This is a genomic window from Lysobacter sp. F6437 (assembly GCF_052547215.1).
This window is the reverse complement of record NZ_JBQWRB010000001.1, coordinates 1553099-1566103: the sequence shown is the minus strand read 5'-3', so window position 1 is coordinate 1566103 and position 13005 is coordinate 1553099. Positions and strand designations below refer to the sequence as shown.

At 68.1% G+C, this 13005-nt stretch carries 13 protein-coding genes; 8 read left to right on the top strand and 5 right to left on the bottom strand.

The genetic code is table 11. The features are described 5' to 3' along the window. The first annotated feature begins 2 nt into the window (after positions 1 to 2). The 5 genes from rocF to ACT9F5_RS07295 all read left to right on the top strand — a co-directional run bounded on the left by rocF (position 3) and on the right by ACT9F5_RS07295 (position 4240). Positions 3 to 926 carry an arginase gene (rocF, locus tag ACT9F5_RS07315; protein ID WP_445119223.1) on the top strand — a complete coding sequence of 308 codons (924 nt, stop codon included), beginning with the start codon at positions 3 to 5 and terminating at the stop codon, positions 924 to 926. Positions 927 to 1058: 132 nt separating this feature from the next. After that, positions 1059 to 1223 carry an entericidin A/B family lipoprotein gene (locus ACT9F5_RS07310; RefSeq protein ID WP_445119222.1) on the top strand — a complete coding sequence of 55 codons (165 nt, stop codon included), beginning with the start codon at positions 1059 to 1061 and terminating at the stop codon, positions 1221 to 1223. A 183-nt stretch (positions 1224 to 1406) separates the two neighbouring features. Then, on the top strand, positions 1407 to 1607 hold the full coding sequence (locus ACT9F5_RS07305; RefSeq protein ID WP_445119221.1) for a CsbD family protein: 201 nt from the start codon (positions 1407 to 1409) through the stop codon (positions 1605 to 1607). A 127-nt stretch (positions 1608 to 1734) separates the two neighbouring features. Next, entirely contained in the window at positions 1735 to 3051 is a 1317-nt protein-coding gene (locus ACT9F5_RS07300) for a tryptophan--tRNA ligase (protein WP_445119220.1), read from the top strand. Positions 3052 to 3160: 109 nt separating this feature from the next. Next, positions 3161 to 4240, top strand: a complete 1080-nt coding sequence (locus ACT9F5_RS07295) for a diguanylate cyclase (protein ID WP_445119219.1) — start codon at positions 3161 to 3163, stop codon at positions 4238 to 4240. Positions 4241 to 4249: 9 nt separating this feature from the next. Here ACT9F5_RS07295 and ACT9F5_RS07290 read toward each other — a convergent pair whose 3' ends face one another. The 4 genes from ACT9F5_RS07290 to pdhA form a co-directional block, all read right to left on the bottom strand. Then, positions 4250 to 4633, bottom strand: a complete 384-nt coding sequence (locus ACT9F5_RS07290; RefSeq protein ID WP_445119218.1) for a VOC family protein — start codon at positions 4631 to 4633, stop codon at positions 4250 to 4252. A 105-nt stretch (positions 4634 to 4738) separates the two neighbouring features. Further along, a complete protein-coding gene (locus ACT9F5_RS07285; RefSeq protein ID WP_445119217.1) occupies positions 4739 to 6136 on the bottom strand; it encodes a 2-oxo acid dehydrogenase subunit E2 in 1398 nt (465 codons plus the stop codon). Between the two features lie 71 nt (positions 6137 to 6207). Then, on the bottom strand, positions 6208 to 7242 hold the full coding sequence (locus ACT9F5_RS07280) for a transketolase C-terminal domain-containing protein (RefSeq protein ID WP_445119216.1): 1035 nt from the start codon (positions 7240 to 7242) through the stop codon (positions 6208 to 6210). Next, positions 7239 to 8312 carry a pyruvate dehydrogenase (acetyl-transferring) E1 component subunit alpha gene (pdhA, locus tag ACT9F5_RS07275; protein WP_445119215.1) on the bottom strand — a complete coding sequence of 358 codons (1074 nt, stop codon included), beginning with the start codon at positions 8310 to 8312 and terminating at the stop codon, positions 7239 to 7241. Before pdhA ends, ACT9F5_RS07280 begins: the two co-directional genes overlap by 4 nt. Positions 8313 to 8470: 158 nt before the next feature. Here pdhA and ACT9F5_RS07270 point away from each other — a divergent pair, with 158 nt between their 5' ends. Both ACT9F5_RS07270 and ACT9F5_RS07265 read left to right on the top strand, forming a co-directional pair. Beyond that, positions 8471 to 9334 (top strand): tryptophan 2,3-dioxygenase family protein, encoded by an 864-nt coding sequence (locus tag ACT9F5_RS07270; RefSeq protein WP_445119214.1) that lies wholly within the window; start codon positions 8471 to 8473, stop codon positions 9332 to 9334. 195 nt (positions 9335 to 9529) lie between these two features. Continuing rightward, complete coding sequence (locus tag ACT9F5_RS07265; protein WP_445119213.1) at positions 9530 to 11125, top strand: oligopeptide:H+ symporter; 1596 nt, start codon at positions 9530 to 9532, stop codon at positions 11123 to 11125. Positions 11126 to 11311: 186 nt separating this feature from the next. Here the strand turns inward: ACT9F5_RS07265 and ACT9F5_RS07260 are convergent, their stop codons facing one another. After that, positions 11312 to 11800 carry a MarR family transcriptional regulator gene (locus ACT9F5_RS07260; protein ID WP_445119212.1) on the bottom strand — a complete coding sequence of 163 codons (489 nt, stop codon included), beginning with the start codon at positions 11798 to 11800 and terminating at the stop codon, positions 11312 to 11314. 103 nt (positions 11801 to 11903) lie between these two features. Between ACT9F5_RS07260 and hppD the strand changes: the two genes are divergently transcribed. Then, positions 11904 to 12998, top strand: coding sequence for a 4-hydroxyphenylpyruvate dioxygenase (gene hppD / locus ACT9F5_RS07255; protein WP_445119211.1), 1095 nt, complete (start codon positions 11904 to 11906; stop codon positions 12996 to 12998). Positions 12999 to 13005: the final 7 nt, after the last annotated feature.

Sequence of the window (13005 nt, the reverse complement as noted above, 5' to 3'; positions counted from 1 at the left end):
CCATGAGCCGCACGCACCCACCTGTCTCGATCATCGGCGCACCGACCGACATCGGTGCCGGGGACCGCGGAGCGCGGCTCGGGCCCGAAGCGCTGCGCATCGCCGGCCTCGGCGAAGCACTCACCGCCCGCGGCGTCGACGTGCTCGACCGCGGCAACCTGGGCGGCCCGCGCAACCCGTGGCTGCCGCCGGTCGACGGCTACCGCCACCTGCCCGAGGTCACCGAGTGGAACCGCGTGGTGATGGAGGCGATGCACGCCGAGCTCAGCGGCGGCCGCATGCCGATCCTGCTCGGCGGCGACCACTGCCTCGGGCTGGGCTCGATCACCGGTGTCGCCCGCTACTGCCGGGAGGCCGGCAAGACCCTGCGCGTGCTGTGGCTCGACGCCCACGCCGACTTCAACACCAGCGACGTCACCCCGTCGGGCAACATCCACGGCATGCCGGTGTCGTGCCTGTGCGGCCTTGGCCCGCACGCATTGACCCACCTGGGTGGCGACGCCCCGGCGATCACTCCCGACGTGGTCCGGCAGATCGGCATCCGCTCGGTCGACGAGGGCGAGAAGCGGCTGGTCAAGCAGCACGGCCTCGACGTCTACGACATGCGCTACATCGACGAAGTCGGGATGAAGCGGGTGATGGAGGAAGCGCTGGAGGGCATGGACGCCGACACCCACCTGCACGTCAGTTTCGACGTCGACTTCCTCGACCCGTCGGTTGCCCCAGGCGTCGGCACCACCGTGCCGGGCGGCCCGAACTACCGCGAAGCGCAGCTGTGCATGGAGATGATCGCCGACAGCGGCCGCATGGCTTCGCTCGACATCATGGAGCTCAACCCGATCCTCGACCGCGACAATGCCACCGCGCTGGTCGCGATCGACCTGGTCGAGAGTCTGTTTGGCAAGTCGACCCTGATGCGCGACTGACGGCGCGACGCTGAACGGGACTCCGGCGGATGCACATCGGCTTCACGTCGCTTCACGCGATGATGCGTCCACGGTCGTGCAACCCCGCGCTGCCCGGCCAACGTCCGCAAGCCCATGTTCGAGGAGAAACCCATGAAGCGTTTGGTCTTTTTGATGCTGCTGTCGCTGTTTTCGATGGGCACCCTGACCGCCTGCAACACCATGGCGGGTGTTGGCGAAGACGTGCAGGAAGCCGGTGAGGCAGTCGAGGACGAGGCCGAAGGCCATATCGACTGCGATACGTCGGACGAGTGCTGATCCGAGCACGCTGTCGCTGAGAGGAAAAGGCCGGAGCAATCCGGCCTTTTTCTTTTACGGCCTTGTTGCAACGGGACCGTCCGCAGCTAACGCAATCGTGACCCGGTTTGAATGCCGTGTCTGCGAAGCTGGCCGTGCGGTGCAGATGCATCGCGACTCCCCCGCAACAAAGAGGACACGCGCATGAACAACGACATCATTGCCGGCAAGTGGAGCCAGCTGAAGGGCAAGGCCCAGGCCAAATGGGGCGACCTGACGGATGACGATTTCGACGTCGCCGAGGGCAACACCGAGTACCTCTCGGGCAAGCTGCAGGAGCGCTATGGCTGGAACCGGGACCGCGCCGACCAGGAAGTGCGTGACTTCACCCAGACCCTGAACTGAGCGGATCCTCCCGGAGCGCCGTCCCGGCGCACGGTACCCAGCGGGCCGGCCATGCCGGCCCGCTTTGCATGGGGAAGGGCCGCCACGAGAGGTAGACTGGCCGGCCTGCCTGCAAGAACGCGCGTCAATGCAATCCACCCGCATCCTCACCGGCATCACCACTTCCGGCACCCCGCACCTGGGCAACTACGTCGGCGCGATCCGCCCGGCCGTGGCCGCCAGCCATGCCGCCGGGGTCGAAAGCTTCTACTTCCTCGCCGACTACCATGCCCTGATCAAGGTGCAGGATCCGGCACGGGTGCAACGCTCGACGCTGGAAATCGCCGCGACCTGGCTGGCCTGCGGGCTGGAGCCCGACAAGGTCAGGTTCTATCGCCAGTCCGACGTGCCGGAGACCACCGAGCTGACATGGTTGCTGACCTGCGTTGCCGGCAAGGGGATCCTCAACCGCGCACACGCCTACAAGGCCGCGGTCGACAGGAACCGCGAAGCCGGCGAGGACGACGATGCCGGGATCACCGCCGGACTGTTCATGTACCCGGTGCTGATGGCGGCCGACATCCTGCTGTTCAACGCCCACAAGGTGCCGGTCGGGCGCGACCAGATCCAGCATATCGAGATGGCGCGCGACTTCGGCCAGCGCTTCAACCACCTGTACGGGGAACACTTCACGCTGCCCGAGGTGGTGATCGAGGAGCACGTGGCGACCCTGCCCGGCCTCGACGGCCGCAAGATGAGCAAGAGCTACGACAACACCATCCCGCTGTTCGCGTCGCGTGCGGAACTGCGCAAACTGGTCTTCTCGATCGTCACCGATTCGCGCGCGCCGGGCGAGCCGAAGGATGCCGATGCCTCCAACGTGTTCCAGCTGTACCAGGCATTCGCGTCGGTGGCCGAGACCGACGCGATGCGCGAGGCGTTTGTCGCCGGCATCGCGTGGGGTGACGCCAAGCAGGCGCTGTTCGAGCGCATCGATTCCGAAGTCGCGCCGTTGCGTGAGCGCTACGAGGCGCTGATGGCCGAGCCGGCGGCGATCGAGGCGATCCTGCGCGATGGCGCCGCGCGGCTCAGGCAGGAGCGTGCGATCCCGGCGCTGCGCGCGCTGCGCGATGCGGTCGGCCTGCGTGACCTGTCGGCCGTTGCGGTGGGCAAGCCCGGCGAGGTCGCGGCGCGGCCGGGCCTGCCGGTGTTCAAGCAGTACCGCGAGGCCGACGGCCGGTTCCACTTCAAGCTGGTCGACGGGGATCGCGTGCTGCTGCAGGGTGGCGGCTTCGATTCGCCGAAGGAGGCCGGGCAACGCATCGGTGCGCTCAAGCGCGACGGGTTCGGCGGGGTCGTCCCGGGGTTGGCGCTTGGCGATGGCGTCGCGACCGCCGAGGTCCAGGCCGCGCTCGGACGGCTGGTCGCGGCCGAGCGAGAGAAGGCCGCAGCCAAGGGAACGTGAGGCTGGGCGTGGCGTCGGCGTGAGGGCCGTATTCAGCCGCGCCCGATAGGCTGGGCTGGTGACCGTCGACCCAGCCGTCCCCATGCCGCGCCGTCGCTCCAGCCCTCCCGTGACCGAATCCAGGCGCCAGGCCGCGCTGGATGCCTATGCCATCCTCGACACGGGACCGGAGCAGGCCTTCGACGACATCGCCCGGCTGGCCGCGATGATCTGCGACGTACCGGCGGCGACGATCTCGCTGGTCGATCGCGAGCGCCAATGGTTCAAGGCCCGCATCGGCGACCTGCCGCCGCAAACGCCGCGGCGCGACGCGATCTGCGACTACACGATCGCCAATGACGGCAAGCTGCTGCTGGTCGGGGATACCGAGGCCGATGCGAGGTTCGCAGGCCACCCCTTGCGGATCGACGGGCGCCCGCTGCGGTTCTATGCCGGGGCGCCGATGCACAGCCCCGACGGCCATGCGATCGGCACCGTGTGCGTGCTCGACGTGGTTCCGCGCACCCTCGATGCGCGCCAGTGCGACAGCCTGGAAGTGCTCGCGCGGCAGACCCAGAACCTGCTGGAACTACGTCGCTACGCGTTGGAACAGCGCCACCTGCTGGCCGAGCGCGAGGCGTTCGCGCAGCAGTTGGAGGCGGCGCGGCTCGACCTGCAACGGCGCCACGACCGGCTCGAACACACCGCGACCCATGACTCGCTCACCGGCCTGCTCAATCGCGCCGGGCTGTCGCAACTGCGCGCGAGCGATATCGACATGGCCCGGCTGGATACCGCGCCGTATGTATTGATGCTGCTGGACATCGACCACTTCAAGCTGGTCAACGATCGCCACGGCCACCTGCTGGGCGACCGTGCACTGCGGGCGGTCGCCGATGCGGTGGCTTCGTCGGTGCGCAGCGGCGATGTGGCCGTGCGTTACGGGGGCGAGGAGTTCCTGGTGGTGCTGCCTTCGGCGCGGCTCGGGGATGCAGCCGAGGTTGCCGAGCGCATCCGCCGCAACGTCGCGGAAGCGAGCCGGGCGTCGCTGCCGTTCGCGCTGACCCTGTCGGCCGGGATCGCCGCCGGCGACCCGACGCGCGACCGCCCGGAGCAGGTGTTCGACCGCGCCGACCAGGCGCTCTACCGCGCCAAGTCCGGTGGCCGCGACCGCGTGGTCGCCGACGATACGTTGCGGTTCGGGGACTGAGCCCGCCGGTCAATCCCAGCGGTTCGGCGCGGCTCGTTGGTTGTCCTCGCGTATCCGCACCACGCAGAAGCGCTGGCCGTCGGGCGCCTGCATCACCCACCAGCGTTTGACGAACGCGACCTTGGTCGCGCCGAGCGCCTCGAGACGCGCGACCTCGGCGTCGATGTCGTCGGTCTCGATGTCCAGGTGCACCCGCGACGGGTGCTCGACCTTCTGCACCTCGACGTGCAGGTCGCCGGGGGCGCCGCCGAACTCGGCGTACTGCCCGGTGCCGCCGGAGTCGGGGTCGGTAATCGCGATCCCGAGCGCGGCACTCCAGAAGTTCGCGCTCGTGCCGAGATCATCGGTGCGGCTGTCGATGATGAATCCGGCGAGGCGGCTGTGGTGGGCCATGGGTGTTCTCCGGGACAGGGCTCGGTCCAACTTTAACGCGGCGCTGATACGACAAGGGCGGCACGCGGCCGCCCTGTCGTTCGTGTCGATGTTCGCCGCGTCCGTCTATTGCGGCGCGGACAGGTCGTCCAGCAGCGCCTTGAGGAAGCGCGCGGCCTCGCCACCGGTGCAGGCGCGGTGGTCGAAGGTCAGCGAAATCGGCATGCGCCGGTGCACTTCGATGCCGCCCATCACCGCGACGACGTCGTGCGACAGCTTGCCGGCGCCGACAATGGCGACCGTCGGCGGCACCACCACCGGGGTCGCGTAGCGGCCGGCGAACATGCCGAAATTCGACAGGCTGATGGTGTAGCCCGACAACTCGCTGGCCGGGATCGAACGATCGCCAACCTGCGCGCGCAGGCGCTGGATCGCGGTGCGGGTGCCGGCGGCGTCGAGCATGTCGGCATTGCGCAGGGCCGGCACGAACAGGCCGTCGTCGGTGTCGACCGCGATGCCGATGTCGACGTGTGGGTGCATCGTGCGGACCAGCTTGTCGCCGTCGAACCAGGCGTTGAGTGCGGGGACTTCCTTGCAGGCCGCGCAGATCGAGCGGATCAGGCGGGCGGTGATGTCCTGCTTGCCGATCCAGCCGTGCAGGTCGGCGTCGTCGACCAGCGTGGTCGGGACCACCTTGGCGTGCGCGTCGGCCATGACCCGTGCCATGTTGCGGCGCACGCCCTTGAGTTGCTCCGGCTGGCCGCTGGCAACCACGCCCGGGGGCTGGGTGCGCATCGGCTTGCCACCCTGCGACAGCGTGCTACGCGCCGGCTCCTCCCTTCTCCCGCCTGCGGGAGAAGGTGCCCGAAGGGTGGATGAGGGCGCTGTCGGGGCGCTACCCGCCTGCGCCGACCCGTCGGCCGCCGCCTTTTTCACATCGGCCATCGTCACCACGCCATCAGCACCCGTGGCATTCACCCGCGCCAGGTCGACCTTGAGCTTGCGCGCCAGCGCACGCACCGCCGGCATCGCCTTGACCCCGCCGACGCTGCTGGCCTGCTCGCTGCGTACCGCGTCGGACGATTGCATCGCCCCGACCACGGTGCCACTGTCCTTGCGTGGCTCGCCCTTGGCGGCCTCGCCGTCTTCCTCGATCGCGCCACCGTCATCGGACGCGACCACGCGGTCGTCGGCGGCCGGGTCGTCGCTGCCGACGCCCTTGGCAGGCCCCCCGTGGTGGTGGCCGGTGTCCTGGCCCTCGGCGCGCTGCGGCATCGACGGGTCGACCTCGAACTCGGCCAGCATCGCGCCGGTGGTGATCACGTCGCCGGCCGCGCCGGCCAGCTTCAGCACCTTGCCGGAGACCGGCGAGGGCACCTCGACCACCGCCTTGGCGGTTTCCATCGAGACCAATGCGTCGTCGAGCTTGATGGTGTCGCCGACCTTGACGTTCCACTCGACGATGGTGGCGTCGGGCAGGCCTTCGCCGAGGTCGGGCAGGAAGAAACTCTTGTTGTTGCTCATGGCAGTCCTTCGTTTGCGGGGGCGCCGTGGCGCCCGGGCAGTGCTTCGGATGTCGCGGTCGTGCGCCGGGCTCAGCCCGCCGCCATCGCGCGCTTGGCGGCGGCGACCACGCGGTCGACGCTCGGCAGGTACTTCATCTCCAGCCGGAACAGCGGGATGTGGGTGTCGTAGCCGGTGACGCGTTCGACCGGGGCGAGCAGGTCGTACATCGACTCCTCGGCCAGCCGCGCGGCGATCTCGGCGCCGAAGCCGGCGGTCTTCGGCGCCTCGTGCACGATCACGCAGCGACCGGTCTTCGATACCGATTCGGCGATCGTCGCGAAGTCGAGTGGCCGCAGCGTGGCGACGTCGATGACCTCGGCGCTGATGCCGTCCTCCGCCAGCTTGTCGGCGGCCTCAAGCGCTTCCTTGACCTGCGCGCCCCAGGTCACCAGGGTCACGTCGTCGCCGTCGCGCAGCACGTAGCAGACGTCCAGCGGCAGCGCCTCGCCGTCGTCGGGCACCAACTCCTTGTACTGCCGGTAGATGCGCTTGGGCTCGAAGAAGATCACCGGGTCGGGCTCGCGGATCGCCGCCAGCAGCAGGCCGTAGGCGCGCTGCGGCGAGGACGGCATGACCACGCGCAAACCGGGGACGTTGGTGAAGATCGCCTCGTTGGCCTCGCTGTGGTGCTCCGGCGCGCGGATGCCGCCGCCCCACGGCACCCGTAGCACCATCGGGCACGACAGCCGGCCGCGGGTGCGGTAGCGCATGCGCGCGGCGTGGCAGACGATGAAGTCGACCATCGGGTACATGAAGCCGTCGAACTGCGCCTCGGCGACCGGCTTCATGCCCTGCGAGGCCATGCCGACGGTGAGGCCGGCGATCGTGGTTTCGTCGAGCGGGGTGTCGATCACGCGGTCGGAACCGAACTGCGCGTGCAGCCCGGCGGTGGCGCGGAACACGCCACCGTTGACGCCGACGTCCTCGCCGAGCACGACCACGCTGTCGTCGACGCGCATCTCGTGCGCCATCGCCTGGGTGATCGCCTCGATCAAGGTAATCGCGGCCGGCGCCTTCGCTTCGGTCGCGGCGGCGGTCTGCTGCTTGCTGGCGGCCTTGTTCATGCGCGGCCCTCCCGTTCGATCGCCTGTTGGCGCTGGGCCTGCAGGTCGGCTGGCATGTCGGCGTACAAGTGGTCGAACATCGCTTCCACGGGCTGCACCGGGGTCTCCAGGTAGGCGTTGATCTCGACGTCGACGCGCTTGCCGCACTCCTCGATCCACGCGGCTTCCTCGGCCTCGCTCCAGACCCCGGCATCGGTCAGGTAGCTGCGCAGGCGCAGCATCGGCTCGCGGGTCCAGGCGTCCTTGACCTCGGCGTCCTCGCGATAGCGGCTGGCGTCGTCGGCGGTGGTGTGGTCGTGCAGGCGGTAGGTCATGAACTCGATCACGCTGCCGCCTTCGCCGTTGCGCGCGCGTTCGGTGGCGCGGCGCATCGCCTCGAGCACCGCGATCAGGTCGTTGCCGTCGACCTGCAGGCAGTGCAGGCCACCGGCCAGGCCCTTCTGCGCCAGCGTCTTGGCGCCGGTCTGCGAGTTGCGCGGCACCGAGATCGCCCAGCCGTTGTTGATCACGCACAGCACCAGCGGCGAGGTGAACGCGCCGGCCGAGTTGAGCGCGGCGTAGAAATCGGTCTTCGACGAGCCGCCGTCGCCGCAGCAGGCCACCGCGATGCGCGGCTGCTTGCGCAGCTTGAACGACAGCGCCGCGCCGGCCGCCATCAGGCACTGGGTCGAGATCGGCACGCACCAGGGGTAGTCGTTGGGCGCGTCGGCGAAGTCGTTGCCGCGCTCGTCGCCGCCCCAGTACAGCAGCACCTCGCGCGGCTTCACGCCGCGCATGAACTGCGCGCCGTACTCGCGGTAGCTCGGCGCGAACACGTCGTCGGGCTGCATCGAGGCACCGATGCCGACGTGGGTGGCCTCGTGGCCGAGGCTGGCGGCGTAGGTGCCGAGCTTGCCGGTGCGCTGCAGCTTGATCGCCTTGCTGTCGAAGGTGCGCACGAACAGCATCTGCTTGAACAGCGGCAGCAGCGCCTTGGGATCACGGAAGGCCTTGGGCAGCTCGCCGACGGGCTTGCCGTCGGGGCCGAGGTACTGGAGATATTCGATTTCGAACGATGCGGCGACCGTCATTGCACGCGTTCCTCGGTCATGCGGGAGACCCCCGATCATACCGGGGGCGCCGGAAAAAACCGTTGCGCGATGCGGCATGAGGGCCGTCGCGCTTGCCCTGGATCAAGCGGGCGGCAGATCCCGATGCGCTACCCTTTGCGACCGCACAGGAGCAAGCGATGAGCGTCGACAACAACGAGCGTGAGCTGGAAACCGGCATCCATACCGACCTGTCCGGACGGATGAGCTACGCCGGCTACCTGCACCTGGACCGGCTGCTCGACGCCCAGCACCCGTTGTCGAACCCGGCCGAGCACGACGAGCTGCTGTTCATCGTCCAGCACCAGGTCTCGGAGCTGTGGATGAAGCTGATGATCCACGAGCTCAAGGCCGCGGTGGTGCACCTGCGCGAAGACCAGTTGGGCAGCTGCCAGAAGAGCTTCGCGCGCTGCAAGCAGGTGCTGCGCCAGCTGACCGAGATGTGGTCGGTGCTGGAGACGCTGACGCCGTCGGACTACATGCGCTTCCGCGACATCCTCGGGCCATCGTCGGGGTTCCAGTCGCTGCAGTACCGGACCATCGAGTTCCTGCTGGGCAACAAGAACGCCTCGATGCTCAAGGTGTTCGCCCACGACCCGGCCGCCGAGGCCTCGCTGCGCGAGGTGCTGGAATCACCCAGCCTGTACGACGAGGCGCTGCGCTACCTGGCCCGGCACGGCCACGCGGTGCCGGCGCACCTGGTCGAACGCGACTGGTCGAAGGCGCGCGGCTCCGATCCGGCGCTACTGCCGGTGTTCGAGCGCATCTACGAGGACACCGAGGCGCACTGGCAGGCCTACCACCTGCTGGAGGACCTGGTGGACCTGGAAAGCCAGTTCCAGCTGTGGCGCTTCCGCCACATGCGCACGGTGATGCGGATCATCGGCTTCAAGCGCGGCACCGGCGGCTCCTCCGGGGTCGGCTTCCTCAAGCAGGCGCTGGAGCTGACGTTCTTCCCGGAGCTGTTCGAGGTGCGGACCTCGGTGGGGTTGGAGACGCGCTGACGGTCGGCGCAGCCATGGTGCGACGCACCATCGCCCTGTTCATTTGACGCACGTGTTACGCACCAGTTAAACCTACTGCGTTTTCGTCCAGCCCATGGGTTGACGATTCGCCGTACGGGCGTGACCGCGCCAGTCTGATATCCAACCAGGCGGCCCCAGGGGGCAGTCGATCACCGTTTGGGAGTAGCGAAACCAGTGGCCACCAATCCAGCCAACGCCGTCGAAGGCAAGACCTTCCTCGGCCATCCGCGCGGCCTGTTCGTGCTGTTCTTCGCCGAGATGTGGGAGCGCTTCTCCTACTACGGCATGCGCGCGATCCTGATCTTCTACCTGCTGCAGCACTGGCTGTTCGCGGAAGAGAAGGCCTACGTCATCTATGGTGCGTACACCGCGCTGGTCTACATCACCCCGGTGGTGGGCGGCCTGCTTGCGGACCGCTACCTCGGCCAGCGCAAGGCGGTGCTGTTCGGCGCGATCCTGCTGGTGATCGGCCACGGCCTGATGGCATTCGAGGGCACCGGCGGGCAGGACTCGCCGATGCTCAACGTGTTCTGGCTGGCGCTGGCCTTCATCATCATGGGCGTCGGCTTCCTCAAGGCCAACATCTCGGTGATCGTCGGCCAGCTGTACGGCCAGGGCGATGCGCGCCGCGACCCGGCGTTCACGATCTTCTACATGGGCATCAACCTGGGTGCGTTCCTGGGTTCGCTGATCGTCGGCTACCTCGGGCAGACCTGGGGCTGGGGCTGGGGCTTCGGCGCCGCCGGCGTTGGCATGCTGCTGGGCCTGGTCGTGTTCGTCTGGGGCAAGCCGCTGTTGCTGGGCCGCGGCGAGGCGCCGGACCCGGCCGCGCTCAAGCGCCCGGTGATGGGCGTGCCGCTGGAATGGATGATCTACCTGGCCGCGCTGGTCGGCGTGGGCGTGGTCTGGTGGCTGGTGCAGTACCAGTCGATCGTCGGCGGACTGCTCGGCCTGACCGGCGCGATCGTGGTGATCTATTTCCTGTACACGGCGGTGTTCAAGCTCGACCGCATCGACCGCGACCGCATCCTCGCGGCGCTGTTCCTGATCGCGCTGCAGCCGCTGTTCTGGGCGCTGTTCGAGCAGGCCGGCTCGTCGCTCAACGTCTATACCGACGAGCAGGTCAACCGCAACATCTTCGGCTGGGAAGTCCCGGCGTCGATGTTCCAGTCGCTCAACGCGGCCTACATCATCCTGCTGGCGCCGGTGTTCGCGTGGCTGTGGCTGTGGCTGGCCAAGCGCGGCTGGGAGCCGTCGACCCCGGCCAAGTTCGGCCTCGGCCTGATCCAGCTTGGCGCGGGCTTCCTGGTGCTGGTGGCGGGCGTGCTGGCGACTGGCACCGAGAACCTGACGCCGGTGGTCTTCATCTTCCTGATCTACCTGCTGCACACCATGGGCGAGCTGTGCCTGTCGCCGGTCGGCCTGTCGGCGATGACCAAGCTCGCACCGGCCAAGTTGATGAGCCTGATGATGGGCACCTGGTTCCTGTCGACCGCTGCCGGCAATTTCATCGGTGGGCTGATCGCCAGCGCGACCGGCGGACATGGTGCCGAAGTGGCCGAGGGCGCCGCGCCGGTCATGGACGTCTACAGCAAGATCGGCTGGATCGCGGTCGGCGTCGGTGCCGCCGTGATCCTGGTGTCGCCGTTCATCAAGAAGCTGATGCACGAGGACGTCGACAACGCACACCATGACCGCGCGCTGGCCGGCCAGGGCGAGATCGGCGAACCGGGTGCGGCGGGGACCCGCACGGACCAGGAACTGCGGTGACCTGAGGGTTGTTGCAGGACAGCGGAACGGCGGCCCACGGGTCGCCGTTCTGCTTTGACGGCGCGATGTCCACCGCTTGGTAGGAGCGGCTTCAGCCGCGATCGGGGGCCGGCGCGGGCGACCGATTCCAGATCGCGGCTGAAGCCGCTCCTACAGGGGATTGGATCGAGCGACTTCGGGCGGGGGTCAATCCCGCGCCGGCTCCGCTTCGGCGCGGATCTCCAGCTCGTCGAGCCGGTCGAGCAGGCGGAACAGCAACTCGCGCTCGGCCGCATCCATGCCGTCGAGCAGGCGGCGTTCGAAGCCGAGCGCGAGCGGCGCGACCTCGTCGTAGATCAACTGGCCGGTCTCGCTCAGGCGCAATACCGAGCGCCGGCGATCGTCGTCGTGGATCTCGCGATCGAGCCGGCCGGCCTCGACCAGGCGCGCGACCGCGCGGCTGACCGCGACCTTGTCCATCGCGGTGCGCTGGGCGACTTCGTTGGCCGACAGGTCCGGATAGCGGCCCAGCACGGCCATCACCCGCCACTCGGTTACGCCCAGGGCGAAACGTTCGACGTAGACCCGCGCGATCGCGCTGCTGACCCGGTTCGACAGCACCGACAGCCGGTACGGCAGGAAATGTTCGAGGTCGAGTTGCGCGTGCGCCGCGGGGGTGGCCCTGTATCCATTCATGCTGCGCCGTGCCTTGTGTATGGTTTCATGTGAAACTATAACCTCTATTGCGAACGGCCCGTCCGCCGCCCGCCCGTCATCCAGTCCAGTCCCGGAGTCTCCCATGAGCGCCCAGCCCAACCTCGGCATGCAGGTCACCACGTTCGAAAACCCGCTCGGCATCGACGGTTTCGAGTTCGTCGAATTCGCCGCGCCGCAGGGCCAGGGCGAGATGCTGCACGACTACTTCCGCAAGATGGGCTTCAGCGCGGTGCTGCAGCACAAGACCCGTCAGATCACGGTCTACCGCCAGGGCGGCGTCAACTTCCTGGTCAACGAGGACCCGGACAGCTTCGCCGCCGATTTCGCCAAGGCCCACGGCCCGTGCGCGACCGGTTTCGCGATCCGCTTCAAGGAGCCGGCCGACAAGGTCTGCCAGACCGTGCTCGGCAACGGTGGCGAGGCGATCGACCACAAGGCCGATACCAAGGCAGTCGACGCGCCGGTGGTCAAGGGCATCGGCGACTGCATGCTGTACCTGGTCGATCGCTACGGCGACAAGGGCAGCGTCTACGGCGACGACTTCCTGCCGGTGCAGGGCGCCGACCAGGACCCGAAGGGGTTCGGCCTGACCTTCATCGACCACCTGACCCACAACCTCTACTTCGGCAACATGGCCAAGTGGTCGGAGTACTACGAGAAGCTGTTCAACTTCCGCGAGATCAAGTACTTCGACATCAAGGGCGCCAAGACCGGGCTGGTGTCGAAGGCGATGACCGCGCCCGACGGTGTGGTCCGCATCCCGCTCAACGAGTCGAATGATCCGAAGTCGCAGATCAACGAGTACCTCGACGCCTACAAGGGCGAGGGCATCCAGCACATCGCCTGCTTCACCGACGACATCTACACCACGGTCGAGGCGATGCGCGATGCCGGCATCGACTTCCTCGACACGCCCGACACCTACTTCGAGGTGATCGACCAGCGCGTGCCGGGCCACACCGAAGACGTCGCGCGCCTGCAGAAGAACAAGATCCTGCTCGACGCCGACATGGAGACCAAGAAGCGCCTGCTGCTGCAGATCTTCACCACCAATGCGATCGGCCCGATCTTCTTCGAGATCATCCAGCGCAAGGGCAACGAGGGCTTCGGCGAGGGCAACTTCCAGGCGCTGTTCGAGAGCATCGAGCGCGACCAGATCAAGCGCGGCGTGCTGTAAGCGGGAG